21 protein-coding genes are annotated in these 23,982 nt (G+C 72.2%); 17 read left to right on the plus strand and 4 right to left on the minus strand.

Annotated features, from left to right (window positions below):
- Position 1: 1 nt before the first annotated feature.
- A complete protein-coding gene (locus AB5G72_RS04880) occupies positions 2 to 523 on the minus strand; it encodes a metallopeptidase family protein (protein WP_333934346.1) in 522 nt (173 codons plus the stop codon).
- A 167-nt stretch (positions 524 to 690) separates the two neighbouring features.
- On the opposite strand from AB5G72_RS04880, the gene AB5G72_RS04885 reads away from it, so the two are divergent.
- The 12 genes from AB5G72_RS04885 to secA all read left to right on the plus strand — a co-directional run bounded on the left by AB5G72_RS04885 (position 691) and on the right by secA (position 16,129).
- A complete protein-coding gene (locus tag AB5G72_RS04885; protein ID WP_067712267.1) occupies positions 691 to 1,203 on the plus strand; it encodes a DUF3499 domain-containing protein in 513 nt (170 codons plus the stop codon).
- A 93-nt stretch (positions 1,204 to 1,296) separates the two neighbouring features.
- Positions 1,297 to 2,673, plus strand: coding sequence for a phosphomannomutase/phosphoglucomutase (locus AB5G72_RS04890; RefSeq protein ID WP_067712269.1), 1,377 nt, complete (start codon positions 1,297 to 1,299; stop codon positions 2,671 to 2,673).
- Entirely contained in the window at positions 2,666 to 3,760 is a 1,095-nt protein-coding gene (locus AB5G72_RS04895) for a hypothetical protein (RefSeq protein WP_067712272.1), read from the plus strand. Before AB5G72_RS04890 ends, AB5G72_RS04895 begins: the two co-directional genes overlap by 8 nt.
- Before the next feature lie 4 nt (positions 3,761 to 3,764).
- Positions 3,765 to 4,985: a mannose-6-phosphate isomerase, class I gene (manA, locus tag AB5G72_RS04900; RefSeq protein ID WP_067712274.1), complete on the plus strand. Its 1,221-nt coding sequence runs from the start codon at positions 3,765 to 3,767 to the stop codon at positions 4,983 to 4,985.
- An 81-nt stretch (positions 4,986 to 5,066) separates the two neighbouring features.
- Positions 5,067 to 6,533: an adenosylhomocysteinase gene (gene ahcY, locus AB5G72_RS04905; protein WP_067712277.1), complete on the plus strand. Its 1,467-nt coding sequence runs from the start codon at positions 5,067 to 5,069 to the stop codon at positions 6,531 to 6,533.
- Between the two features lie 12 nt (positions 6,534 to 6,545).
- The gene (locus tag AB5G72_RS04910) at positions 6,546 to 7,235 is read left to right on the plus strand and encodes a dTMP kinase (RefSeq protein ID WP_440221117.1); all 690 of its coding nucleotides are present in this window, start codon (positions 6,546 to 6,548) and stop codon (positions 7,233 to 7,235) included.
- 85 nt (positions 7,236 to 7,320) lie between these two features.
- Positions 7,321 to 8,001 (plus strand): MtrAB system response regulator MtrA, encoded by a 681-nt coding sequence (gene mtrA, locus AB5G72_RS04915; RefSeq protein WP_069388702.1) that lies wholly within the window; start codon positions 7,321 to 7,323, stop codon positions 7,999 to 8,001.
- On the plus strand, positions 7,998 to 9,725 hold the full coding sequence (mtrB, locus tag AB5G72_RS04920) for an MtrAB system histidine kinase MtrB (protein WP_440221118.1): 1,728 nt from the start codon (positions 7,998 to 8,000) through the stop codon (positions 9,723 to 9,725). The genes mtrA and mtrB overlap by 4 nt, the downstream gene beginning before the upstream one ends.
- Complete coding sequence (locus AB5G72_RS04925; RefSeq protein ID WP_440221119.1) at positions 9,722 to 11,467, plus strand: LpqB family beta-propeller domain-containing protein; 1,746 nt, start codon at positions 9,722 to 9,724, stop codon at positions 11,465 to 11,467. Before mtrB ends, AB5G72_RS04925 begins: the two co-directional genes overlap by 4 nt.
- Before the next feature lie 4 nt (positions 11,468 to 11,471).
- Positions 11,472 to 12,242 (plus strand): ComF family protein, encoded by a 771-nt coding sequence (locus AB5G72_RS04930; protein ID WP_167457921.1) that lies wholly within the window; start codon positions 11,472 to 11,474, stop codon positions 12,240 to 12,242.
- Positions 12,243 to 12,487: 245 nt separating this feature from the next.
- Positions 12,488 to 13,186: a ribosome hibernation-promoting factor, HPF/YfiA family gene (gene hpf, locus AB5G72_RS04935; RefSeq protein ID WP_067712290.1), complete on the plus strand. Its 699-nt coding sequence runs from the start codon at positions 12,488 to 12,490 to the stop codon at positions 13,184 to 13,186.
- A gap of 165 nt (positions 13,187 to 13,351) precedes the next feature.
- Positions 13,352 to 16,129 (plus strand): preprotein translocase subunit SecA, encoded by a 2,778-nt coding sequence (gene secA / locus AB5G72_RS04940; protein ID WP_440221120.1) that lies wholly within the window; start codon positions 13,352 to 13,354, stop codon positions 16,127 to 16,129.
- 31 nt (positions 16,130 to 16,160) lie between these two features.
- On the opposite strand, the gene AB5G72_RS04945 is transcribed toward secA, so the two are convergent.
- Entirely contained in the window at positions 16,161 to 16,619 is a 459-nt protein-coding gene (locus AB5G72_RS04945; RefSeq protein ID WP_440221121.1) for a hypothetical protein, read from the minus strand.
- Positions 16,620 to 16,876: 257 nt separating this feature from the next.
- Between AB5G72_RS04945 and AB5G72_RS04950 the strand changes: the two genes are divergently transcribed.
- The 4 genes from AB5G72_RS04950 (at position 16,877) to AB5G72_RS04965 (ending at position 20,568) form a co-directional block, all read left to right on the plus strand.
- Positions 16,877 to 17,287, plus strand: coding sequence for an HAD family hydrolase (locus tag AB5G72_RS04950; protein ID WP_067712297.1), 411 nt, complete (start codon positions 16,877 to 16,879; stop codon positions 17,285 to 17,287).
- 4 nt (positions 17,288 to 17,291) lie between these two features.
- Positions 17,292 to 18,689 carry a wax ester/triacylglycerol synthase family O-acyltransferase gene (locus AB5G72_RS04955; RefSeq protein ID WP_440221122.1) on the plus strand — a complete coding sequence of 466 codons (1,398 nt, stop codon included), beginning with the start codon at positions 17,292 to 17,294 and terminating at the stop codon, positions 18,687 to 18,689.
- Between the two features lie 44 nt (positions 18,690 to 18,733).
- Positions 18,734 to 19,255 (plus strand): DUF6912 family protein, encoded by a 522-nt coding sequence (locus AB5G72_RS04960; RefSeq protein WP_067712302.1) that lies wholly within the window; start codon positions 18,734 to 18,736, stop codon positions 19,253 to 19,255.
- Between the two features lie 194 nt (positions 19,256 to 19,449).
- Entirely contained in the window at positions 19,450 to 20,568 is a 1,119-nt protein-coding gene (locus tag AB5G72_RS04965) for a ferredoxin reductase (protein WP_067712304.1), read from the plus strand.
- A gap of 89 nt (positions 20,569 to 20,657) precedes the next feature.
- Here the strand turns inward: AB5G72_RS04965 and rsgA are convergent, their stop codons facing one another.
- Positions 20,658 to 21,707 (minus strand): ribosome small subunit-dependent GTPase A, encoded by a 1,050-nt coding sequence (rsgA, locus tag AB5G72_RS04970; protein WP_440221123.1) that lies wholly within the window; start codon positions 21,705 to 21,707, stop codon positions 20,658 to 20,660.
- A gap of 9 nt (positions 21,708 to 21,716) precedes the next feature.
- A complete protein-coding gene (gene aroA / locus AB5G72_RS04975; RefSeq protein ID WP_440221466.1) occupies positions 21,717 to 23,036 on the minus strand; it encodes a 3-phosphoshikimate 1-carboxyvinyltransferase in 1,320 nt (439 codons plus the stop codon).
- Between the two features lie 40 nt (positions 23,037 to 23,076).
- Between aroA and AB5G72_RS04980 the strand changes: the two genes are divergently transcribed.
- Positions 23,077 to 23,937, plus strand: a complete 861-nt coding sequence (locus AB5G72_RS04980; protein ID WP_440221124.1) for an SOS response-associated peptidase — start codon at positions 23,077 to 23,079, stop codon at positions 23,935 to 23,937.
- Positions 23,938 to 23,982 lie beyond the last annotated feature (45 nt).

Genomic DNA, 23,982 nt, shown 5'->3' on the forward strand with positions numbered 1-23,982 from the left:
GTCAGTTCTCGTCGGGGCCGGCCTCGACCTCGTCGGGGGAGAGTTCCAGGTGCTGGGAGACCAGTTCGACCAGCACGGAGTAGATGAGGTCCCGCAGGTCATCGCTGTCCGGCGTGCGCCGGGACAGGGGCTTGCGGAACAACACCAGCCGCGCCCGGGTCGGCTGCCCCGAGCGGTCGACGCCCGCCGGCACCAGGCGGGCGAGCGGGACGTCGCCGTCGGCCACGACCTCCTCGGGCCACGTCTCGCCGGGACGCAGTCGCATGCGGGGCACCATGTCGACCGCGAGGTCCAGATGCACCAGTCGGGAGTGCCAGTGCTGGTCGATCTCCGCGAACGCCTCGAGCGCGGCGGCGTCGAACTCGGCCGACCGGCTGCGCCACCTCGGCACCTCCGGGGGCAGGATCGGGCCGCGGGGGCCGTGCCCGCGTCGGTCCGCCCGCCGGGAGGTGACCACACGCGGGCCGCGACGCCCCGGGTCCCCGGGGAAATCTCGGACCGAGATCCGGCTGCCGGCGCACACGTCGCTCTGGCCGGCACCGGGGATCGCGGTGCCGGTGGGCGGTCGTCCGGGTACCGGGGCGGTCGGGGTCATGGCGCGAGGATAACCCCGCTCGTGGCGGGTGCGTCGAACCGGCGTGGGCGGGTCGCGGCCCCTCCGCCCCGGGTGCGGGACTACCCTGGGGCCTCGTGAGTGAGAACCGTCGTTGCTGCCGTCCGGGATGTCCCAACCGCGCGGTCGCCACGCTCACCTACGTCTACGCCGACTCCACGGCCGTCATCGGCCCGCTGCCCGCGGTCCGCGAGCCGCACGCCTGGGATCTCTGCGCGGCCCACGCACTGCGCATCACCGCCCCCCGGGGCTGGGACCTGGTGCGCCACCCGGACATCGACACCTCGGCCGAGGACTCGGACCTCACGGCGTTGCTCGACGCGGTCACCGGCGGCCCGGTCGGCGGGCGCAGGACCGGCGCCGCACTGGTCGACGCCGATCGCCTGCGTCGTCTCGGTGTCTCCGATCCCGGGCCGGTCCTCGACGACGCACGGAGCCGCACGGAGGCCGGGTCCGGCCCCGCCACCGGCCCCTCCGGCGCGACCGGACGTCCCCACCTGCGGGTCGTGCCGGACATGGCCACCGCGCCCGACGCCGGGGCCGGCGGGTCCGGTGACGGCCGACCGGAGCCGGGCCCCGCCCCCCGCTGAGCCGCGGCCCGCGAGGTCGGTCCGCCGCCAGTACGGCGCGGGTAGGGTCAGGCAGAACACCGACCGACCCGTCTCACACCCCTGGAGCAACACGTGGCACGTAGCGCCGAGTCCGTCCGAGCAGTCATCAAGGCGTACGACGTCCGTGGTGTCGTCGGCGAACAGATCGATGAGGACTTCGTCCGCGAGGTCGGGGCGTCGTTCGCCCGCCTCATGCGTTCGGAGGGTGCCCGCACCGTGGTGATCGGCCACGACATGCGGGACTCGTCCCCGGGCCTGTCCGCCGCCTTCGCCGACGGGGTGACCGCCCAGGGACTGGACGTGGTGACCATCGGCCTGGCCTCGACCGACCAGCTCTACTTCGCCTCCGGTTCACTCGACTGCCCCGGTGCCATGTTCACCGCCAGCCACAACCCCGCCGCCTACAACGGCATCAAACTGTGCCGCCCCGGCGCCAAGCCGGTCGGGCAGGAGTCCGGCCTGCGGACCATCGCGGACGAGGTCATCGAGGGGGTCCCCGCCCACGACGGCGAGGCCGGCACCGTCACCGAACGGGACGTTCTGGACGGCTACGGCGAGTACCTGCGCGGACTAGTCGACCTGTCGGGCATCCGCCCGCTCACGGTGGCGGTGGACGCCGGCAACGGGATGGGTGGCCACACCGTGCCCGCCGTCCTGGGCGGGTTGCCGCTCGAGATCGTGCCGCTGTACTTCGAGCTGGACGGCAATTTCCCCAACCACGAGGCGAACCCGCTGGAACCGGCCAACATCGTCGACCTGCAGGCCCTCGTCAGGGAGAGCGGGGCCGACATCGGCCTGGCGTTCGACGGCGACGCCGACCGGTGCTTCGTGGTGGACGAGCGCGGCGAGCCGGTCGCGCCGTCGGCCATCACCGCCCTCGTCGCCGAGCGTGAGCTGGCCAAGGACCCGGGCGCCTCGATCATCTACAACCTCATCACCTCCCGGGCCGTCCCCGAGCTCGTCGAGGAGAAGGGCGGCGTCGCCGTCCGTACCCGGGTCGGGCACAGCTTCATCAAGGCGCAGATGGCCGACACCGGTGCCGTCTTCGGAGGGGAGCACTCGGCGCACTACTACTTCCGCGATTTCTGGGGCGCCGACTCGGGCATGCTCGCCGCGATGCACGTCCTGGCGGCGCTGGGCGGGCAGGACGGGACCCTGTCGGCGCTCATGGCCGAGTACACCCGGTACGCCGCCTCCGGCGAGATCAACTCCACTCTCGACTCCGCCGAGGCCCAGACCGAACGGATGGAGGAGGTCGTCTCCGCGTTCTCGAAGCGCGCCGAGTCCATCGACCGGCTCGACGGCGTGACGGTGGACCTCGGCGACGGATCGTGGTTCAACCTGCGCGCCTCCAACACCGAGCCGCTGCTGCGTCTCAACGCCGAGGCGCCTACCAGGGAGGACGTCGCCGCCGTGGTCGACGAGGTCCTCGCGATCGTCCGTGCCTGACCTGACCAGCGACACCGGGGCCGGTCGGGTCGACCTCGACGACCCCGGGGCGCTGCGCGCCGCCGACGCCACGGGTGCGCTGCTCCACGCGTCGATGGCGGGAGCCCAGTTGCGCACCGTGGCCACCGCCGCGGGCGGTGGCGCGCTCGACTCGCTCGAGCGATTCCGTCCGAGGGCGGTGGTCTGGGTGTCCGGGCGGTCGGACCGTGCGCGCCACGCGGCCGGCGTGGTGGCCGCACTGGCGGAGATCGGCGGCGGCCCCGCCGTCCCCCCGCTGGTGCTCGCGCGCACCCTGCCCGCGTGGGTCGGCGCTCTCGACGTGGTCCTCGTCTCCGGGGACGACGCCGGCGACCCTCGACTGGTGACCGCGATCGACTCCGCCGCCGGCCGCGGCGCGACCGTCATCGTGGACGTACCCCGGGAGGGCCCGGTCGCCGAGTCCGGCCGCGGCCGGGCCACGTGGCTCGAACCGCTCCCGTACGTGCCGCCCCACCGTGGTGTGCTGCGCCACCTGGCGGCCGGGATGGCCGTGCTCGCCGCGCTGGGCGCCCGGGGCCTGGACGTGGCCGCTGCGGCCGACGCCGTCGACATCGAACTCGAGGGGCTCGGCCCGGAACTGGCCACCCCGGTCAACCCGGCGAAGCTGCTCGCGACATCGGTGGCGGGCCGTGATCCTCTCGTGTGGATCCACTCGGACCCGGTGTCCGCGGCCTACTGTGACCGCGCGGTCGCCGCGTTCTGCGACGCCGGCAGGGTCACGGCCGCGTCCTCGGTCCCCGACGCGGTGCGTGCGCACGCCGAACGCGCCCAGGGTCGTCTGCCGACGGATCCGCTGGCGAGCCTGTTCCACGACGAGGAGTTGGACGGACCACGCGACGATCTGCCCGTCAGGTACGTCGGTATGGTGTTGGGCGCGGACGAGGAGATCGTCCGGCTGGCCGCGGGCCCGCTCGCGGATGTCGAGTGGATCACCGATCGCGGTCGGGACACGGCCGGCGACGCCCCGGCCCCGTTGAGCGGAAAGGTGGCAGCGCTCATGGCCCGCACGGAACTGGCCGCCGCCTACCTCCTCGTCGGAGGTCTGTAGGTCCGTGGTCGCACTCGAACCGGTGGTCCAGGCCTACGCCTGGGGCTCCCGGACCGCGCTTCCCGAGCTGTGCGGGATCACCTCGCCGGCGCCCCACCCCGTCGCCGAGCACTGGTTCGGCGCGCACGACTCCGGCTCCTCGCGGTGCTCGGACGGTCGCGGCCTCGACGCACGGATCGCCGCCGACCCCGAGCGCGAGCTGGGCCCGCGGGTGCTGGCCGAGCACGGCGGGGGACTGCCCTTCCTGGTCAAGCTGCTCTCCGCCGAACAGGCACTGTCGCTCCAGGCCCATCCGTCCCCGGAGAAGGCGCGTGAGGGTTTCGCGGCGGAGGACGCGCGCGGGATCGCCGTCGACGCGCCGGACCGCAACTACCGCGACGTCAACCACAAGCCCGAGATCCTCGTCGCGCTCACCGAGTTCCACGCCCTCGTGGGCTTCCGCCCGGTGGAGCGCACGGTGGCACTGCTCGACGCGCTGGGCGTCGCGTCCCTGAAGCCCTACCGGGACATGCTCGCCGGGCAGCCCGACGCCGAGGGTCTGCGCGCGGTCTTCACCACCTTCGTCACGATGCCGCACGTCGTACTGGCCGGCGTCGTGCCCGACCTGGTGACCTGTGCGGTGTCCTACCTCACCGACCACGGGGTCGAGGGGCCGTGGTCCCCGGTGGCCGCGACGATCACCGAACTCGCCGAGCGGTACCCGACCGATCCGGGGGTCCTGGGTGCGCTGCTGCTCAACCGGGTCGTCCTCCAGCCGGGCGAGGCCGTCTACCTGGGGCCCGGGCAACTCCACGCCTACCTACGGGGCGTCGGTGTGGAGGTCATGGCCAACTCGGACAACGTCCTGCGCGGCGGCCTGACCCCCAAGCACGTCGACGTCCCCGAACTGATGCGGGTGCTCGAGTTCAGCCCGCTCGCAGACCCCACCGTCCGGGCGGTCGAGGCCGACCGCGACATCCCCGGCGAGGTCGACTACCCCACGCCCGAACCCGATTTCGCGTTGTCGCGCATCGACGTGCCGGCCGACGGCGACCCGGCCGCCTGGCGACCGGAGGGCCCCGAGGTGCTGCTGTGCACCTCCGGCGAGGCGGTCGTGGACTCCGACGGGACGAGCGAGGCCCTCGCGCCCGGGCGGGCCGTGTGGGTACCGGCCTCGACCTCCCGGGTGTGTCTGCGCAGTACCGCCGGGGCCACCGTGTTCCGGACCCGCGTCGCCGGCGGGTGACGGGGCCGACACCCCGGCGGGCCGTCCCGCTAGTGTGGGGCGGAAGTCTTTCGCGAGTCAACGAGGAGCTGGTCGAGGAACATGTCCGCTGATCTGCAGGTTCAGTCCGTCAACGGTGTCGAGTTCAAGGTGGCGGATCTGTCGCTGGCGGAGGCGGGCCGCAAGCAGATCCGTCTGGCCGAGCACGAGATGCCGGGTCTGATGGCGCTGCGCGAGGAGTACGCGGCCGAGCAGCCGCTGGCCGGCGCCCGGATCGCGGGGTCGATCCACATGACGGTGCAGACCGCGGTGCTGATCGAGACGCTGACCGCCCTGGGTGCGGAGGTCCGGTGGGCCTCGTGCAACATCTTCTCCACGCAGGACGAGGCGGCCGCGGCGGTCGTGGTGGGCCCGGAGGGGACCCCGGAGGCTCCGCAGGGCGTGCCGGTGTTCGCGTGGAAGGGCGAGACCCTCACCGAGTACTGGTGGTGCACCGAGCAGATCATGACCTGGCCGGAGACCGAGCCGAACATGATCCTCGACGACGGTGGCGACGCCACGATGCTCGTGATCAAGGGCAAGGAGTTCGAGCAGGCCGGCGCCGTGCCCTCGGACGACTCGGCCTGGTCCGCGGAGGAGAAGGTCTTCCACGCGCTGCTGCGTGAGTCCGTTCCGGCCAACCCGGGCAAGTACACGGCGATCGCCGAGTCGGTCCAGGGCGTGACCGAGGAGACCACCACCGGCGTCCACCGCCTGTACCACTTCCACAACGAGGGCGTGCTGCCGTTCCCGGCGATGAACGTCAACGACGCGGTCACCAAGAGCAAGTTCGACAACAAGTACGGCACCCGCCACTCGCTGCTGGACGGCATCAACCGCGGCACCGATGCCCTCATCGGCGGCAAGAAGGCCCTGGTGTGCGGTTACGGCGACGTGGGCAAGGGCTGCGCCGAGGCGCTGGCCGGGCAGGGCGCGCGCGTGCAGGTCACCGAGATCGACCCGATCAACGCGCTGCAGGCGCTGATGGACGGCTTCGACGTGGTCACCGTGGACGAGGCCATCGCCGATGCGGACATCATCATCACCGCCACGGGCAACAAGGACATCATCACCTTCGAGCACATGACGCGGATGAAGAACAAGGCCATCCTGGGCAACATCGGCCACTTCGACAACGAGATCGACATGGCCGGGCTCGAGTCCGCCGAGGGCGTCACCCGCATCAACATCAAGCCGCAGGTCGACGAGTTCGTCTTCGACGACGACGGCCGCTCGATCATCGTGCTGTCCGAGGGGCGCCTGCTCAACCTGGGCAACGCCACCGGGCACCCGTCGTTCGTGATGTCCAACAGCTTCTCCGACCAGGTCATCGCCCAGATCGAGCTGTTCACCAAGGCCGACCAGTACCCGATCGGGGTGCACCTGCTGCCCAAGATCCTCGACGAGAAGGTCGCCCGCCTGCACGTGGAGGCGCTCGGAGGCTCCCTGACCACGCTGGCCAAGGACCAGGCCGAGTACATCGGCGTGGACGTCGAGGGCCCCTTCAAGCCCGACCACTACCGCTACTGAGCGACGCCGGGGATGGTCGCACGGCTGGTGGTCGTCGAGGGTCTCGACGGCGCGGGGAAGAACACGCTGACGACGGCGCTCGTCGCCGAGCTCGCCTCCCGCGGTCTCTCGGTCGGCCGCCTGGCCTTCCCCCGGTACGGCACCCTGCACGCCGACCTGGCCGCCGACGCACTGCACGGTGGCCAGGCCGGCACCGCGGACTCGCCCCACGCGATGGCACTGCTGTTCGCGATGGACCGGCACGCCGCGCTGGGCGAGCTCGCGCAGCTGGGGTCCACCCACGACGTGGTGCTGCTCGACCGGTACGTGGCCTCCAACGCCGCGTACACCGCCGCCCGGCTCGGTCCGGACCGCGAGTCCGAGGTGGTCGAGTGGATCGGCACCCTCGAGTTCGACCGGCTCGGGCTGCCCGACCCCGACCTGCAGATCCTGCTCGACACCCCGGTGGAGCTGGCGGCACGGCGCGCGGGCTCCCGGGAGGCCGCCGATCCGGCGCGCGTCCGCGACCGCTACGAACGCGACGCGGAGCTGCAGGCGGCGACCGGGCGGGTCTACCGTCGGCTCGCCGCCGCAGGGTGGCGTTCGCCCTGGCGCGTGATCGGGGCGGACCCCCACGTGCGGGAGTTGGCCGACCTCGTCGTCGTCCCCCCTCCGGCCGCCGCGCCGCACCCCGGTCCGTCGGGTCGGCCGGGTAAGGTCTGAGAGGGCAGGAACACGACCCGCGGTGCGTGCCCACGGGTGGTGAGCCTGACGACGCCTACACGACACGCCGACACAAGTGGTGACCATGACCCCGAAGATCCTCGTCGTCGACGACGACGCCGCACTGGCAGAGATGCTCACCATCGTCCTGCGGGGCGAGGGGTTCGAGACCGAGATCGTCGGCGACGGAGTCCGGGCCATCGAGACGTTCCGCGCGGTGCAGCCCGACCTGGTTCTGCTGGACCTCATGCTGCCGGGCAAGAGCGGGATCGACGTGTGCCGCGAGATCCGCGCCGAGTCCCGGGTGCCGATCGTCATGCTCACGGCCAAGACGGACACCGTCGACGTGGTGCTCGGCCTGGAGTCCGGCGCGGACGACTACATCATGAAGCCCTTCAAGCCGAAGGAGCTGGTGGCCCGCATCCGGGCCCGCCTGCGTCGCGGCGAGGACGAGCCCAGCGAGGTCCTGCACATCGGCGACGTGACGATCGACGTCCCCGCGCACACGGTCACCCGCGAGGGCACGCCGATCCCGCTCACCCCGCTCGAGTTCGACCTCCTGGTGGAACTGGCCCGCAAGCCCCGCCAGGTGTTCACGCGTGAGGTCCTGCTCGAACACGTGTGGGGCTACCGCCACTCGGCCGACACCCGGCTGGTCAACGTCCACGTCCAGCGCCTGCGGGCGAAGATCGAGAAGGACCCCGAGAACCCGGAGGTCGTCCTCACCGTGCGCGGCGTCGGCTACAAGGCCGGTCCGGTCTCGTGACCACCGCTCGTCCCGACGACGCGGTGGCGTCCACCGGGGACGAGCCCGACACCCGGGACGTGACCGACTCGTCACCGACCTTCCGGGAGCGACTGTCCGAACTCGACCCGGCCGCCATCGGCGGTCGGATCGCGCGGCTGTGGCGGCGGTCGCTGCAGCTGCGGGTCGTCACCTCCACGCTGGCGCTGTCGATGGGCGTGATCCTCACGATCGCGTTCATGTTGCAGAGCCAGATGGCCGCCCAGCTGCTGTCGACCAAACTCGATGCGGCCATCGAGCAGGCCAGCAGGCTCCGCCTCACGGTGCAGGCGCAGATCGCCGCCACCGACGAGGGCACGAGCGAGCAGTCCCGGATCGACCAGGCGCGGAGCGCCATCAGCGACCGCGGGCTCGCCTCCGACGGGGACTCCGTCCACGCCGGCACCTTCGACCCGATCCTCGTGGTGCCGGACCAGACCGGCCGCGGCCAGGTGGTCAGCCCCTCCGGGGCGCAGGTGCCACCGGAGCTGCAGTCCCTGGTCCAGCGGGGCAGGATCGCCTCCCAGTACGTCACCGTCGACTTCCGTGGCGAGCAGGTCAAGGCGCTCATGCTCGGCACGCCGACGGACTCCTCCATCCCCGGACTCGAGCTGTACCTCGTCTACCCGCTCACCGCGGAGGAACAGACCCTCGGGATCATGCGGGGGATCGTCGCCACGGCGGGCCTGGCGATCATCGTCCTGTCCGCGGCGATCGCGTGGATAGTGGCCCGGCAGGTCGTCCTGCCCGTGCGGCAGGCGGCCTCCATCGCCCAGCGCTTCGCCAACGGCCACCTCAAGGAACGGATGGTCATCCGCGGCGAGGACGACGTCGCGCGCCTGGCCATGGCGTTCAACGACATGGCGCAGAGCCTGTCGGACCAGATCACCCAGCTCGAGGAGTTCGGTGACCTGCAGAAGCGGTTCACCTCAGATGTCTCCCACGAGCTACGCACCCCGCTGACCACCGTCCGGATGGCGGCAGACATCATCTCCGACTCCGCCGCCGACCTGGACGCCCCCGCCAAACGCGCGGTGGAGCTGCTCGAATCCGAACTCGACCGGTTCGAGAGCCTGCTCACCGACCTGCTCGAGGTCTCCCGCCACGACGCCGGCATGGCCGAGCTCGCGACGGCCGAGATGGACGTGCGTACCTCCGTCGCGGACTCGGTCGGCACCGTGGCCCACATCGCCGAGGCCGCCGGGGTGGAGGTCGAGGTCGACATGCCCGACGAGCCGGTCATGGCCGAGGTCGACTCGCGGCGCGTCGAGCGGATCCTGCGCAACCTCGTGGCGAACGCGCTCGACCACAGTGAGTCCAAGCCGGTGAAGGTCACCCTGCGGTGTTCGGACGCCGCCCTCGCCGTCTCGGTCCGCGACCACGGGGTGGGGCTCAAACCCGGGGAGGAGACCCGGGTGTTCAACCGCTTCTGGCGCGCCGACCCCTCACGGGTGCGACGTTCCGGCGGCACCGGGCTCGGCCTGGCGATCGCCCTCGAGGACGCCAAGCTCCACGGGGGCCGGCTGGACTGCTGGGGCAGCCCGGGGGAGGGGTCCTGCTTCCGTTTGACCATCCCGCGGCGCCGCGGCGGCACCCTCACCTCCAGCCCGCTGCCCCTCACCCCCGAGGACGAGGCCAGGCTCGTGCGTACCGGCTCGTCGACCCCCCTCGAGCGGGTCCCCGGGGCAGGGGAGAGCCGGCCATGACCCGGCCCCGGCCCCGGTCCCTGCTCGTGTCGGTGGCGCTGGCCTGCGCGACCGGGCTTGCGGCGACCGGGTGCGCCACGCTGCCCTCGTCGTCGTCCCCCCAGGTCATCGACACCTTCTCGCCGGAGGGCAGCGAACTGTCGGTCCCCACACCGGTACCGGACCAGGAACCGGACCTCCTGGTCCGCGACTTCCTCAAGGCCGCGGCGATCGCCGATCAGCGGCACGCCGCCGCCCGTCAGTTCCTCACCCCGGACGCCGCCGAGAACTGGGACGACCTCGCGGAGACCATCATCGTGCTGCGCGCCGACCTCAGCGCCGAGGGCGGCCGGTCGGCCGACCGCGCCGAGTACACGCTGCGTGCGGAGAAGGTCGGCACCCTCGACCCCGGCGGCATCTTCCGCGAGGACGTCGGCCAACTCGAGGTCACCATCGGCCTGACCCGCACCGACGGCCAGTGGCGCATCGACGAACTGCCGCCCGGGGTGGTGATCGAGAAGGCCGAGTTCTTGTCGACCTACGCGCAACGGGACCTGTTCTTCCTCTCCGGATCCGGTGACGCGCTCGTCCCGGACCCGCGCTGGACGGCCGCCGACCGCACCGATCTCGAGTACTCGCTCGTCAATCTGCTCGCCACCGGCCCCCGGCCCGGACTCACCGACGCGGTCCTGTCCCGCGTACCCGCCTCCGTCTCCGTCCGCCCCGACGAGGACGAGGACGGCGCCGACGCCGCGGGCACCACCATCGACTTCGACGGATTGCCGGTCCTCAGCAGCCAGGCCACCACCCAGTTCGCCGCGCAGGTCGTGTGGACCCTCGCCCGCGCCGACGTCCCCGGCCCCTACCGCCTCGAGCGGGACGGCGCCCCCCTCGACGAGCGATACGCGACCGGGTGGACCACCGAGGACGTCCGTGACTTCGACCCCTACCCGCCGGCGGAGCCCATGCGATACGCCCTCACCGCCGCGGACGGGTTGGTGCGGCTCGAGGCCGGCGGCGCACGACCGGCCTCGGGGCCCTGGTCGGAGGTGCGCGGCGGCACCAACGCGGTGATCTCCCACGACGGACGCAACCTCGCCGTGGTGACCGGGGAGGGGGAGATCGGACCGCGCCGTGTCCTGGTGGGGCCGATCGACGGCGCGCCCGCCGAGGCCCTCACCGCCGGGACGGTGGCCGGCCCGACGTTCCACCCGGTGACCGGGCGGGCCTGGGTGCTGGTCGACGACGCGCGACTGCTCCGCATCGGGATGGGCGAGAACGCCCCCGCCGTCCAGGAGATGGACGCCGGGCCGCTGCTCGCCCTCGGGGCGAGGGTGACCGGCCTGCGTATCGACCAGTCCGGAACCCAACTGGCCGTGGTCGTCGACGGCAAGGTGTTCATCGGCGCGTTGTCCGCCGAGACCGGACAACCGCTGCCGGGCACGTTCCGCCAGGTCGGCCGCGCACTCGGGGAGACCGTCACCGCCGTGGCGTGGCGGGACCGGTCCACGATCGTCGTGGGTCGCGACACCACCGAGGCCCCCGTCGCGACCGTCTCCGTGGACGGGGCGATCGCCGAGCCGTTGTCCCAGCGAAACATCTCGGGGCCGGTGACCGCGGTCGCGGCGGCCGGGCGCGAGATCTACGTGGTGGACCGGCGGTCCCTGCTGCGACTCGACACCGGTGCCGACACCGGTGACAGGTACTGGCGGGAGATCGCCGGACTGGCCGCCATCCGCGCGGACCCGGTGGTGGCGGGCTGAGCCGGTGACCGCCGGGGACGAGGGTGCGCCGGCCCGGTGGCGCGGCGGGGAGACCTGGACCGCGGCTCTCGCCGACCTGGTCGTACCCGTGGAATGCGCCGGATGCGGCCGCCCCCGTCACCGGTGGTGCCCGGACTGCGCCGCCACACTCGCGGGCGCCCCGCTGGGAGTGCGGACCCGCGCCGACCTGCGGGTGCCGGTCTGGGCGCTGTCCCGGCACGCCGGCCCGGCCGCCCGGGCGGTGTCCGCCTACAAGGACCGCGGGCGGGCCGACCTGGCACGGCCACTCGGAGCGGCACTGGCCGCGGCCGTCGACGTGCTCCGGGCAGACGGGGAGATCGCGGAGGCGGGCGACCGCCCCACCGTGCTGGTGCCCGCCCCCGCGTCGGCGCGGGCCCGGCGGCGGCGGGGGTTCGACCACGTCCGCGGCGTCGTGGACGTCCTCGCCGCCGAGCTCGCCGGCTCGGTGCCGGGCGGGCCGGTGGTGGTGGCCCCGCTCCTCGAGGTCCGGGGACGGGTGCGGGACGCGGCCGGGCTCGGCGCGCAGGCCCGCGCGGACAATCTCTCGGGGCGGATCCGCCGCCGCCCGGTGGGCGCAGGGTTGCGGGCGACCCCGGGGGCGCCCGCGACCGTGCCCGCCCTGTTGGGGACACCGTCGACCGTGCTCCTCGTCGACGACGTGGTCACCACGGGCGCCACCGCCGCGCAGTGCGTCGCGGTCCTGGACGCGGGCGGGTTGCGCGTCACGGGTGTGCTCGCCGTGACCGCCGCCTGACGGCGGACCACTCCCCGCGGGGGAGGGGTCGACGCGACCTTCGCGGTCCGCGGGTCCGCGCCCACGCGAGGGGGTAGGGTGGGTTTTGGACGCGTTCACCAGCACGTTCGCCGCCTGGCGGCTCCGGTGGACAGCGTCTGCAGAGTATCCACTCAGCCATGTGGGTGGCCCCTTCGGCCGGGATTCCGGGCGGTTACCGGATCGGCCGCAGCGGCCCGCCGCAGGCCCGATGAGGAGGAGCTTCGATGGCGAAGACCCCCGCAGTCCTGCTTGATCCCGCCACCTTCGACGGTCCGTCGACAGACGACCCCGGTACGCCGGAGGCCCCGGTCACCATCCGTGGCCGCAATGTCGAGGTCCCCGAACACTTCGCGAGCCGCATCAACGCCAAGCTCGCGAAGATCGAGAAGATCTCGCCGGCCATCCAACGGTTCGACGTGATCCTGCTGCACGAGAACAACCCGCGGCTGTCCAAGGTGAGCCAGCGCATCGAGATCACCCTCAAGGGCAAGCCCGGCGTCGCTCGCGCGGAGGCGGCCGAGGACACCTTCTACGCGGCCCTCGAGTCGGCGGTCGCCAAGCTCGAGCGTCAGATGCGCAAGGCCCGCACGCGGCGCAAGATCAGCCACTCCGGCCACCGGCGCCCCCAGTCCGTCGCCGAGGCGACCGCCGAGCTGACGGCCGACGCCGCCCCGGCCGAGATGCTGGACGGGGTCGACGGCGCCGAGTACAACGACGGGGTCGACGAGCAGATGCCGGGACAGATCGTGCGGAAGAAGGAGCACGACGGCGCCCCGATGTCGGTCGACGAGGCACTCGAGAAGATGGAGCTGGTGGGCCACGACTTCTATCTCTTCCGGGATACCGAGACCGGACGCGCCACCGTCGTCTACCGCCGGCACGCGTTCGACTACGGGCTCATCACCCTGAGCGACGAGGGCTGACGGCCCCGTCCCGTAACCCCCGAGGGCGGTCCGGTCCCCCCTGACCGGACCGCCCTCGGCGTGTCACGACGGCCCACAGCACCTAGAATGAGGACGGGCCCGCGTGTCGCCACGCAGGTCGCCGTATCCACGACCACTTCCCCGACCACGAGGACGTTCGAGACTGTGTCGATTCTTTCCAAGCTGCTCCGTGCCGGCGAGGGGCGAAAGCTCAAGAAGTACACCGCTCTCGCCGACTACGTGGACACACTCGCCGACGAGACGGAGAAGCTGAGCGACGACGAACTGCGGGCAAAGACCGACGAGTTCAGGCGTCGCGTCGCCGACGGGGAGACGTTGGACGAGCTCCTCCCGGAGGCCTTCGCGGTGGCCCGCGAGGCGGCCCACCGGGTCCTCGGTCAGAAGCCCTACAAGGTGCAGATCATCGGCGCCATCGTGCTGCACACCGGCTCGGTCGCCGAGATGAAGACCGGCGAGGGCAAGACCCTGACCTGTGTGTTGCCGGCCTACCTCAACGCGCTGGCCGGTAACGGCGTGCACGTGGTCACCGTCAACGAATACCTGGCCAAGCGCGACGCGGAATGGATGGGTCGTGTCCACCGCTTCCTCGGCCTGTCGGTGGGAGCGATCCTCGGCGGGATGACCCCGGCGCAGCGCCGCGAGGCCTACCACGCCGACATCACCTACGGCACCAACAACGAGTTCGGCTTCGACTACCTGCGCGACAACATGGCGCACGACACCGCCGACCTGGTCCAGCGCGGCCACAACTACGCGATCGTGGACGAGGTCGACTCGATCCTCATCGACGAGGCGCGGACCCCGCTCATCATCTCGGGACCCGCCGACGGTTCCAGCAAGTGGTACGGCGAGTTCGCACGCATCGCGCCGTTGCTGGAGGAGGGGACCCACTACGAGGTCGACCGCAAGAAGCGGACCATCGGCGTGACCGAGCAGGGCGTGGAGTTCGTCGAGGACCAGCTGGGGATCGACAACCTCTACGAGGCCGCGAACTCGCCCCTGGTGAGCTACCTGAACAACTCCATCAAAGCCAAGGAGCTGTTCACCAAGGACAAGGACTACATCGTCCGCGACGGCGACGTGATCATCGTCGACGAGTTCACCGGCCGCGTCCTCGACGGGCGTCGCTACAACGAGGGCATGCACCAGGCGATCGAGGCCAAGGAGCGGGTCGAGATCAAGGCCGAGAACCAGACGCTGGCCACCATCACCCTGCAGAACTACTTCCGGCTGTACGACAAGCTGGCAGGCATGACGGGCACGGCCGAGACCGAGGCCGCCGAGCTCTACTCGATCTACAAGCTCGAGGTCATGCCCATCCCGACCAACCGGCCGATGGCCCGCGAGGACCAGGCGGACCTCATCTACAAGACGGAGGAGGCGAAGTTCGCCGCCGTCGTGGAGGACATCGCCGAGCGCGTCGAGAAGAAGCAGCCGGTGCTCGTGGGCACCGCCTCGGTCGAGCGCAGTGAGCACCTGTCCAAGCTGCTCACGCGCAAGGGCATCAAGCACCACGTCCTCAACGCCAAGTTCCACGCCTCGGAGGCGCAGATCATCGCGCAGGCCGGACGGCCCGGTGCGGTCACGGTCGCCACGAACATGGCCGGCCGCGGCACCGACATCGTCCTCGGCGGCAACGCCGACATCATCGCCGACCTCAACCTGCGCGAGCGCGGTCTCGACCCGGTCACCACCCCGGAGGAGTACGAGCAGGCCTGGGACACCGAGATCGAGCGGATGCGCACGCTCACCAAGGAGGAGGCGGAGCGGGTCCGCCAGGCCGGTGGCCTGTACGTGCTCGGCACCGAGCGGCACGACTCGCGGCGCATCGACAACCAGCTGCGCGGGCGCTCGGGACGTCAGGGCGACCCGGGCGAGTCACGCTTCTACCTCTCGCTGGGTGACGAGCTCATGAGGCGCTTCAACGGTGCTGCCGTCGAGGCGATCATGAATCGTCTGAGCCTGCCCGACGACGTGCCGATCGAGGCCGGCATGGTCTCGCGGGCCGTGAAGAACGCGCAGACGCAGGTCGAGTCGCAGAACTTCGAGATCCGCAAGGACGTCCTCAAGTACGACGAGGTCATGAACCAGCAGCGCACGGTGATCTACCGTGAGCGCAAGCGGATCCTCGAGGGCGAGGACATCACCGACCAGGTCGAGTCGATGATCTACCAGGTCGTCAGCGCCTACGTCGACGGTGCCACCGCCGAGGGGTACGTCGAGGACTGGGACCTGGACAAGCTGTGGGACGCGCTCCACCAGCTCTACCCGGTGACGATCGCGGCGCAGGACATCATCGACGGCGACGAATACGGGTCGTCCGGCGACCTGTCCGCCAAGAACCTCAAGGACGCCGTCCTCGACGACGTCTTCGCCCGCTACGACGAGCGTGAGGCAGAGATCGAGGGCATCGGCGGGGAGGGTGCCATGCGTCAGCTCGAGCGGTCGGTCATGCTGCAGGTCCTCGACCGGAAGTGGCGCGAGCACCTCTACGAGATGGACTACCTCAAGGAGGGCATCGGCCTCCGGGCGATGGCCCAGCGTGACCCGCTCGTCGAGTACCAGCGCGAGGGCTACGACATGTTCTCGGTGATGATGGACGGCGTCCGTGAGGAGACGGTGGCGTTCCTGTTCAACGTCAAGGTCGAGGCCAACCAGCAGCAGAAGGCGATGGCCGGTCCGTCCGCGTCGCAGGCGGCGGCACTCGCCGGTGCCAATCCGATCCTCCGGGCCGCCGGTACCGGCCGGGATGTGAGTGCGGACCAGATGCGGTTCTCCGGCCCGTCGGAGAGTGGCGACCCGGAGCTGGTCGACGAGGGTGCCTCCGCGAACCGGGCGGAGCGGCGGTCTCAGGAGCGGCAGCAGCGCGCAGAGCGCCGCGAGAGGGCGGCCAAGGCCGCCACCAGGGGCCGCCGGGACTGACCCGGCACCCCCGCGCGGCCCGCGGGATGGTTCAGACCAACCTGAGGGCTACGCAGCCGGCACCGGTGGGGGTGACCCGAATGCGGGCCGCGACGGCGAACAGTCGCGGCCCGCGGGCGTACGTGGCGCAGACCTCGTAGTCGACCGCCTCCGCGTCCGGCGCTCGTCCGGGGTCGGCCGTGCGGCTTTCCGAGCTGCCGGGCTCCGCCCGACCGGGGTCGGCGGCGTGGATGTGCAGCCGGTGAACCCTGGCTGGTCCCAGGTGCTGTCCGGGCACACCGTCACGCGCGAGCGTGCGCAGCATCTCTGCGAGATGGGGTGGGAACGCGCCCCTGGTGTGGTGCGGGGCCCGCCTGCGGTCCACGACCTCCAGCGCCATGACGACCAGGGCGTGCGCGGCCCGCCGCGCGGGGACCGGCACGCCGCGTTCCGGAGCGGGCACCGGCCTGGCGGACGGGGTGACGACGCACTCCCGATCCGTCGGACCCACGGCGCCCGGCACTCCCGGCGCGGGTTCGGTGGAGGGCAGGGGCCGCACGCGTCCGGTGTCCCGATCGGTTCCGGCCGACGGGGGAGGCCGCACCGTCGTGGGTGGTGAAACGGGCGTCGGTGTCATCTGGGGTCTGCTCCCTCCCGCGCCGGACCCGGGGTGGTCTGGCGTGCTCTACCCCTCATGACGCGCCGGAACGGGCGCCCGGTTCCACCTCGCCTACTGCACCGTGCCCGGGTGTTGCCTAGGCTGTCCCCATGCGTGGACTGATAGTCGACTACTTCGGGGTGCTGGACGGCACGGAGGAGGACCGTGAGAACTGGCGGTCGATCCTGACCGGTGCGAGGGCGAATGACGTCCGTCTCGCCGTGCTGAGCAATGAACCCGAGGGGCCGGGGGCGGACCGTGTCCGGGAGGACGCCCGCGATCTCGGGATCGAGCACGTGGTGCTCAGCGGTGTGACCGGGGTGGAGAAGCCCGAGCCCGAGGCGTTCCTGGAGGCGGCGCGCCGGCTCGAACTCGAGCCGCGGGAGTGCGTGATGGTCGACGACGCCATCGAGAACGTCCTCGGCGCCGTGCGGACCGGCATGATCGGCGTGTTCTACCAGGTGTTCGACCGCGCGGCCGTGGAGATCCGGGGACTCCTCGGGTTGGACGAGGTGGTCTGACACCGTGGCGACCAGGTTGGCCACCGCGGACGCGGATCTGCTCCTCGGTGACGCCACGCGTTCCCGGAGCAGGCACTCGTGCTCGTTGGCGCTGGTCGCCAGGGACGAACCGTGGGACATCGACCGCGTCATGGAGTTCGTCGACGCCCGCCTGGCCGACGCGCCCCGGTACCGTCAACGGATCCGGCACATCCCCTTCTCCCTGGCCAGGGCCGTCTGGGTGGACGACCCGGACTTCGACCTCAGTTTCCACGTCCGGCGGTCGGCGCTCCCCGCGCCCGGCGGGATGCGGCAGCTGGCCGACCTCGTGGCGAGGCTCGTCGACAGGCCGCTGGAGGCGGATCGCCCGCTGTGGGAGCTGTACCTCATCGAGGGGCTTCCGGACGGGCGGTTGGCGATCCTCACCAAGACGCACCACGCGCTGCTGGGCGGTCCCCACGCCGTGGATCTCGCCCAGGTCCTCGTGACGGACGAGCGGGCCTCCGCGGATGTCGACGAGGTCGCCACGTGGACCCCGGTGCCGGCGCCCGGGGACGGGGTCCTCGTCCTGGACGCGCTCATGACCATCGCGACCGACCCCCTGGAGCTGGTGCGCCGCTCGGCCCGCCTGGCTCACGCGCTGGAGCGGGCCACCCGCGGACTGGTCGGCGCGGCGAATCTGTCGGTGCTCCGTCCCGCAGGCGGTCTGGCGGAGATGTTCCGCACCACCCGTCCCCGCGGGAGCCGGGTGGGGTTGGCGTCCTTCCCCCTCGCGCAGGCGCGGGAGATCGCGCGCGAGCACTCCTGCAAGGTGAATGACGTCGTGCTCGCCGTGCTCTGCGGGGCACTGCGGTCCTGGATCCTGTCGTGCGGCCACCCCCTGTCCACCTCGGACACGCTCAGAGCGATCGTGCCGATGGCGGTGACCTCGGAGGCCGACGGGTCGGAGAACCAGAGCGAGGCCACCTCGGCGGAGATCGCCTCGGCGCTCATCGGCATGCCGGTCGGGGAGCCCAATCCCCGTATGCGTCTGGCGCAGATCGCCCGCGAGACGGCCACCCAGCGTCATCCGCGTGAGGCCGTGGGGGCCAAGTCCCTGGCGCGGCTGTCCGGGTTCGCTCCGCCCACCCTGCACGCGCTGGCCTCCCGGGCGGCGATCATGTTGCCGTCGGAGAGCTACGACCTGGTCGTCACCAACGCGCCCGGTCCCCAGCGCAAGGTGTTCTGGGGCGATGGCGAACTCGTCGAGGTCTACCCCGTCCCGGCCCTGCTCGAGGGGCAGGCGCTGGCCGTGTCGATGAGCAGCTATGCCGGGACCGTGTACTGCGGGTTCACCTCGGATCGCCAGGCCGTCCCGGACGTGGAGGAGATCGGAGAGCTCATCTCGTCCGCGTTGGACGAGCTCACCGGCACCGCCGGTTGAGCGGCACCGCCTGCTGACCATCACCCGCCCGAGGAGAGTCCATCATGCGTTTGTTCGTCCCCGCCACCATGGCGATGCTCGAGACCCTGCTCGAGGCAGGGGAGATGCCTGTGCGGAGCGGCACCGCGTTCGCGGCGACCCCCGCGCTCATCGAGTCCTACGCCGAGGGCGACATGGAGGAGATCGAACACGTGGCGTTCCTCGAGGCCGCGCGGGCGTCGCTCCGGCTGCTCGGCGGTGAACTCGACTCCGGCGCCGCGCACGAGGCCCACCCGTACCGGCGGGTCGTGGTGAGCGCGGACGTCCCCGACGGGCGGGTGCAGCCGCGGCCGGACCTGGACACCGCCGTGGTGCGGCTGGACGGTGCCACGGTGGGGACCGCGGAGATCGCCGCCGTCCACGTTGATCTGGCCGGGGCCGTGGACCTGGTGAAGGACGCGGTCGAGGTGGTGGACCGTGCGGATCTGGGGGACGAGGACGCCGAGCTCACCGTCGGTGACGCCCTCGACGTGGACCTGGCGTGGTACGACGCGGTGGAACTGCCGTTCCTGCTCACGCTGCTCTAGGGGTGCGGGCGCACCCGGGCCGGACACCGCCCGGATGCCGTGACTGCCCCGATCGCCTGCGGACCCGGGTCGACGGCGTGGAGAATCGGCCCGGGGGATCCCGCCGGACGGGAACCTACGCTACCGTAGGTTCATAGTCCGGAAGCGGCGGTCCGACCCCCGGGCCGCGGGGATCCGTTTTCAAGGAGGCACCAGTGTCCGAGTCGAGAAGTGGGCTCAATCGCGTCCTGCGTGCGGCGGCCGCGCGGGTTCCGGAGCCGCGGGGGGCGCGTACGTTCCTCAACCGCCTCACCCACCCGCTGCGGATGGACGACTACTCGTCGCTCATCTACCCGCTGTGGTCGTCCCGCGAGCTGCGCGGCGAGATCGTCTCCGTGCGTCGTGAGGCCGACGACGCGGTGACCCTCGTGATCAAGCCGGGTTGGGGCGCCACGCCCGAGTACCGCCCCGGCCAGTACCTGGGGATCGGCGTCCTGCTAAACGGCCGGTGGACCTGGCGCTCGTACTCGTTGACCTCGGCTCCCACGACGGGGCGTGGGGAGTACTCGGTGACGGTCAAGGCCCTGCCGGAGGGGCTGCTGAGCAACCACATCGTCGGAACGGTCGAGCCGGGGATGATCGTCCGGCTGCAGGCGCCGGCCGGTGATTTCCACCTGCCCTCGCCCACGCCCGAGAAGCTGATGTTCGTCACCGCCGGCTCGGGCATCACCCCGGTGATGGGCATGCTGCGGTCGCTGGACCGCCGCTCGGCCGACGAGGGGTTCCCCGACGTGGTGCACGTCCACTCGATCCGCGACCGTGATGACGCACTGTTCCACGACGAGCTCCTCGCGCTGGAGCGCACCCAGCCGGGTTACACGCTGCACCTGCGGGTGACCAGCGAGGACGGCCGCATCGACTCCGAGCAGATGTCGGCGCTCGTGCCGGACTGGTCGGAGCGTCCCACCTGGGCGTGCGGGCCCTCGGCGATGCTCGACGAGCTGACCGAGCACTTCGAGGCAACGGGACGGGACGACCTCCACATGGAGCGTTTCACCGTGGACCGCAACGCGGGCGCGTCGGGCGGGACGGTCAAGTACGGCTCGACCGACAAGACGGTGGAGCTCGACGGGGCCACCACGATCCTCGAGGGCGGGGAGAGCGTGGGCGTGCAGATGCCGTTCGGCTGCCGGATGGGTATCTGCCAGACGTGCGTCGTGGGCCTGGAGGAGGGCCACGTCCGCGACCTGCGCAACGGCACCGACCACGGTCCGGGGGAGCGGATCCAGACCTGCGTCTCGGTGGCGCTGGGGGACGTCGAGATCAAGATCTGATCGGCCGCCCGGCCGGCGCCCCCGTGAGGCCCGGGTGCCGGCCGGGCCACACCCGGCCGCCGGGCCACGCCCCGCCGCAGTCCACCGGATCAGTCCTGGTCGAACCCCAGCGCCCACGGGTCGTTGGACTGTAGCGCCCCGAGGAGTTCCCGCACCGCGAGCGCCCGCCGGTGCACGGCGGGGTCGGTGACGGCGTCGAAGGCACACTCGGGGTCCGCGGGCGGACCCTGGTGGGTGCATCCGCGCGGGCACGCGCCGGCGATCTCGTCGAGGTCGGAGAACGCGGCCACCACGTCGTCGGGGGAGACGTGCGCCAGCCCGAAACTGCGGATGCCGGGGGTGTCCACCACCCAGCCGCCCGTCGCCAGTTCGAGTGCGACGGACTGCGTGGAGGTGTGTCGGCCCTTGCCGACGCCGGAGACCACGCCCGTCGCCCTGTATGCATCGGGGACCAGGCGGTTGACCAACGTCGATTTGCCGACGCCCGAGTGTCCGATCATCGCGGAGATCCGGCCGTCGATCAGGTCGTGGAGGTCGTTCAGCTCGTCGTCGACCCCCACCCGCAGGACCGGCACGTCGAGTTCGGCGAATTCGGCGGCGAACACCGACGGGTCGTCCAGGTCGCCCTTGGTCAGGCACAGGACCGGGTCCAGCCCCCCGGTGTAGGCGGCGACGAGGGCGCGGGCGACGAACCCGGCGCGCGGCGGGGGGTCGGCGACGGCCACGACGATGAGCAGGAGCTCGGCGTTGGCCACCACGACCCGCTCGTAGGGGTCAGAGTCGTCGGCGGTCCGGCGCAGCACCGTCGAGCGTTCCTCGACGCGAACGATCCGGGCGAGGGTGTCGCGCGCGCCGGTGAGGTCGCCGACGACGCCCACGCGGTCACCCACCACCACGGGGGTCCGGCCGAGTTCGCGGGCCCGCATGGCGACGACGCGGGTCCCGGCGGTGTGGTCGGGGCCGTCGTCGAGCAGGACGCAGCCCCAGCGCCCGCGGTCGACGGCGACGATCATCGCGGCGGCGGCGTCGTCATGGCTGGGCCGACGTTTGGTCCTGGGGCGTGAGCCCTTCCCGGGCCGGACCCGGACGTCGGACTCGTCCCACCCCCGTGCGCTGCCCGCACCCCGTCCGCTCGGCATGGCCGCCCGTCAGCCCTGTCCGGCCAGCATGTCGGCCCACATCGCGGTGAAGCCGGGCATGGTCTTGGAGGTGGACTCGACGTCGTCGACCCCGACGCCCGGGGCCACGAGGCCGATGATGGCGCCGGCGGTGGCCATGCGGTGGTCGGCGTAGGCGCGCCAGGGCGCGCCGTGCAGCGGGGCCGGGGTGATCTCGAGGCCGTCGTCGAGCTCGGTGACGCCGCAGCCCACGGCGCCGAGTTCCGCGGCGAGCGCGGCGAGGCGGTCGGTCTCGTGTCCGCGCAGGTGCGCGATGCCGGTGAGCCGGGAGGGGCCGTCGGCGAGCGCGCACAGCGCGGCGACGGTGGGGGTGAGCTCGCCGATGGCGGACAGGTCCAGGTCGACGGGGGACAGGCGCTCGGGTCCGACGACGACGAGGGTGCCGTGGCCCGCACCGTCGGCGTCTTCGAGCGTGACCGACGCGCCCATGTCCCGCAGGATGCCACGGATGGCGTCCCCAGGCTGGGTGGTGGCGGCGGGCCAGTGCGGGACGCGGACGGTCCCGCCGGTGACCGCGGCGGCGGCGAGGAACGGGGTGGCGTTGGACAGGTCCGGTTCGACGACCCTGTCGACGGCCGCGATCGCACCCGGCGCGACCCGCCACGAGGACGGGGTCGGCTGGTCGACGGCGACGCCGGACTCGCGGAGCATCTCCAGGGTCATCTCGATGTGCGGCCCGGAGGGGACCGGCGAGGCGCCGACGTGGACCAACTCCGCGCCCTCGTCGAACCGCGCGGCGGAGAGCAGCAGGCCGGAGACGAACTGCGAGGAGGCGGAGGCGTCCATCTCGACGCGGCCGCCCCGCAGAGAGCCGGTGCCGTCGACGGTGAACGGCAGGCTGCCCCCGGTGATGGCGGCGCCCAGTGCGCGCAGGGCGTCGAGCACGGTGGCCTGCGGGCGGACACGGGCCGCGGGGTCGCCGTCGAAGGTGGACCGGCCGGTCGCCAGGGCGGCGACCGACGGGACGAAGCGCATCACCGTGCCGGCCAGTCCACACTCGACGTCGGCGCCCCGCAGCTCACCGGGGGTGATGACGAGGTCGGTGTCACCCGGGCCGAGCGGTCCGGACGGTCCCTCGATGCGTGTCCCCAGCGCCTGCAGCGCGCCGACCATGAGATCGGTGTCCCGACTGCGCAGCGTGCCGACCAGGCGGGAGGGGCCGTCGGCCAGCGCCGCGAGCACCAGAGCACGGTTGGTCAGTGACTTGGACCCGGGGATGGTGACGTCCGCGTCGACGGGGCCGGCGGCGACGGGCGCGTTCCAATGACTCACCTGGTCATTGTCGCCCATCGCGGCGGCATCCGCCGGACCCGGGTGCGAGGATGTCGGCATGTGTGGACGGTTCTCCCTCTCCTCGGACCCGGCGCTGCTCGCGGTGGAGCTGGACGCGGTCGACGAGGCGACGTCCCCGCCTCCCGGCCTGTTCCCCGCCAGCGCGCCCCGGGCCCCGCGGTTCAACATCGCGCCCACCACCACGATCCCGGTTCTGGCACTGGACGTCCCGCGGTCCGAGAGGCTCGTCGAGCCGGCCGGAACGGCGGCGACGGCGGGTCAGGGCGCGACCCCGGGCCCGGGCGCGGCGGCGGGCACGGCGACGCCCCGGCGGGTGCTCCGGGCGATGCGGTGGGGGCTCGTTCCCTCGTGGGCGGGGGACTCACAGCGGCTGCCGAACCTGTTCAACGCCCGGGTGGAGACCGCGTACTCCAAGCCGTCGTTCCGGTCCGCGGTCGCCCGCCGGCACTGCGTGATCCCGATGGACGGCTGGTACGAGTGGGTGCCGGGCGAGCCCGCCACCCCCGGCGGGAAGGCCGGTCCCAAGCAGCCGTACTTCATGAGCCTGCCGGGGGACCGCGGCCTGCTCATGGCCGGATTGTGGGAGGCCCGACGTGACCCGGTGGACGAGACGGTCACCCAACTGTCGTGCACGATCCTCACCACGGAGGCGCTCGGGTCACTGCGCCGGGTGCACGACCGGATGCCGTTGGTGGTCCGCCCCGAGGTACTCGGGGACTGGCTCGATCCCGCTGTCATGCGTGACCCGCGCGCCCTGGTGGACGGCGCGGGCGGTGACCTGGGCGAGTGGGCCGAGTCGGTGGAGATCAGGCCGGTGTCGCGGGCGGTGTCCACTGTCCGCAACGACGGTCCGGAGCTGGTGCGGCCGGTCGACCCCGCCGAGGGGATGCTCTTCTAGGCGGTCGCATCCGGACAGTCCTGTCCAGGCGGCCGTGTCTGGGCG

Origin of the sequence: Dietzia sp. MNB45 (assembly GCF_051994785.1) — a bacterium.
GTDB classification, from domain to species: domain Bacteria; phylum Actinomycetota; class Actinomycetes; order Mycobacteriales; family Mycobacteriaceae; genus Dietzia; species Dietzia kunjamensis.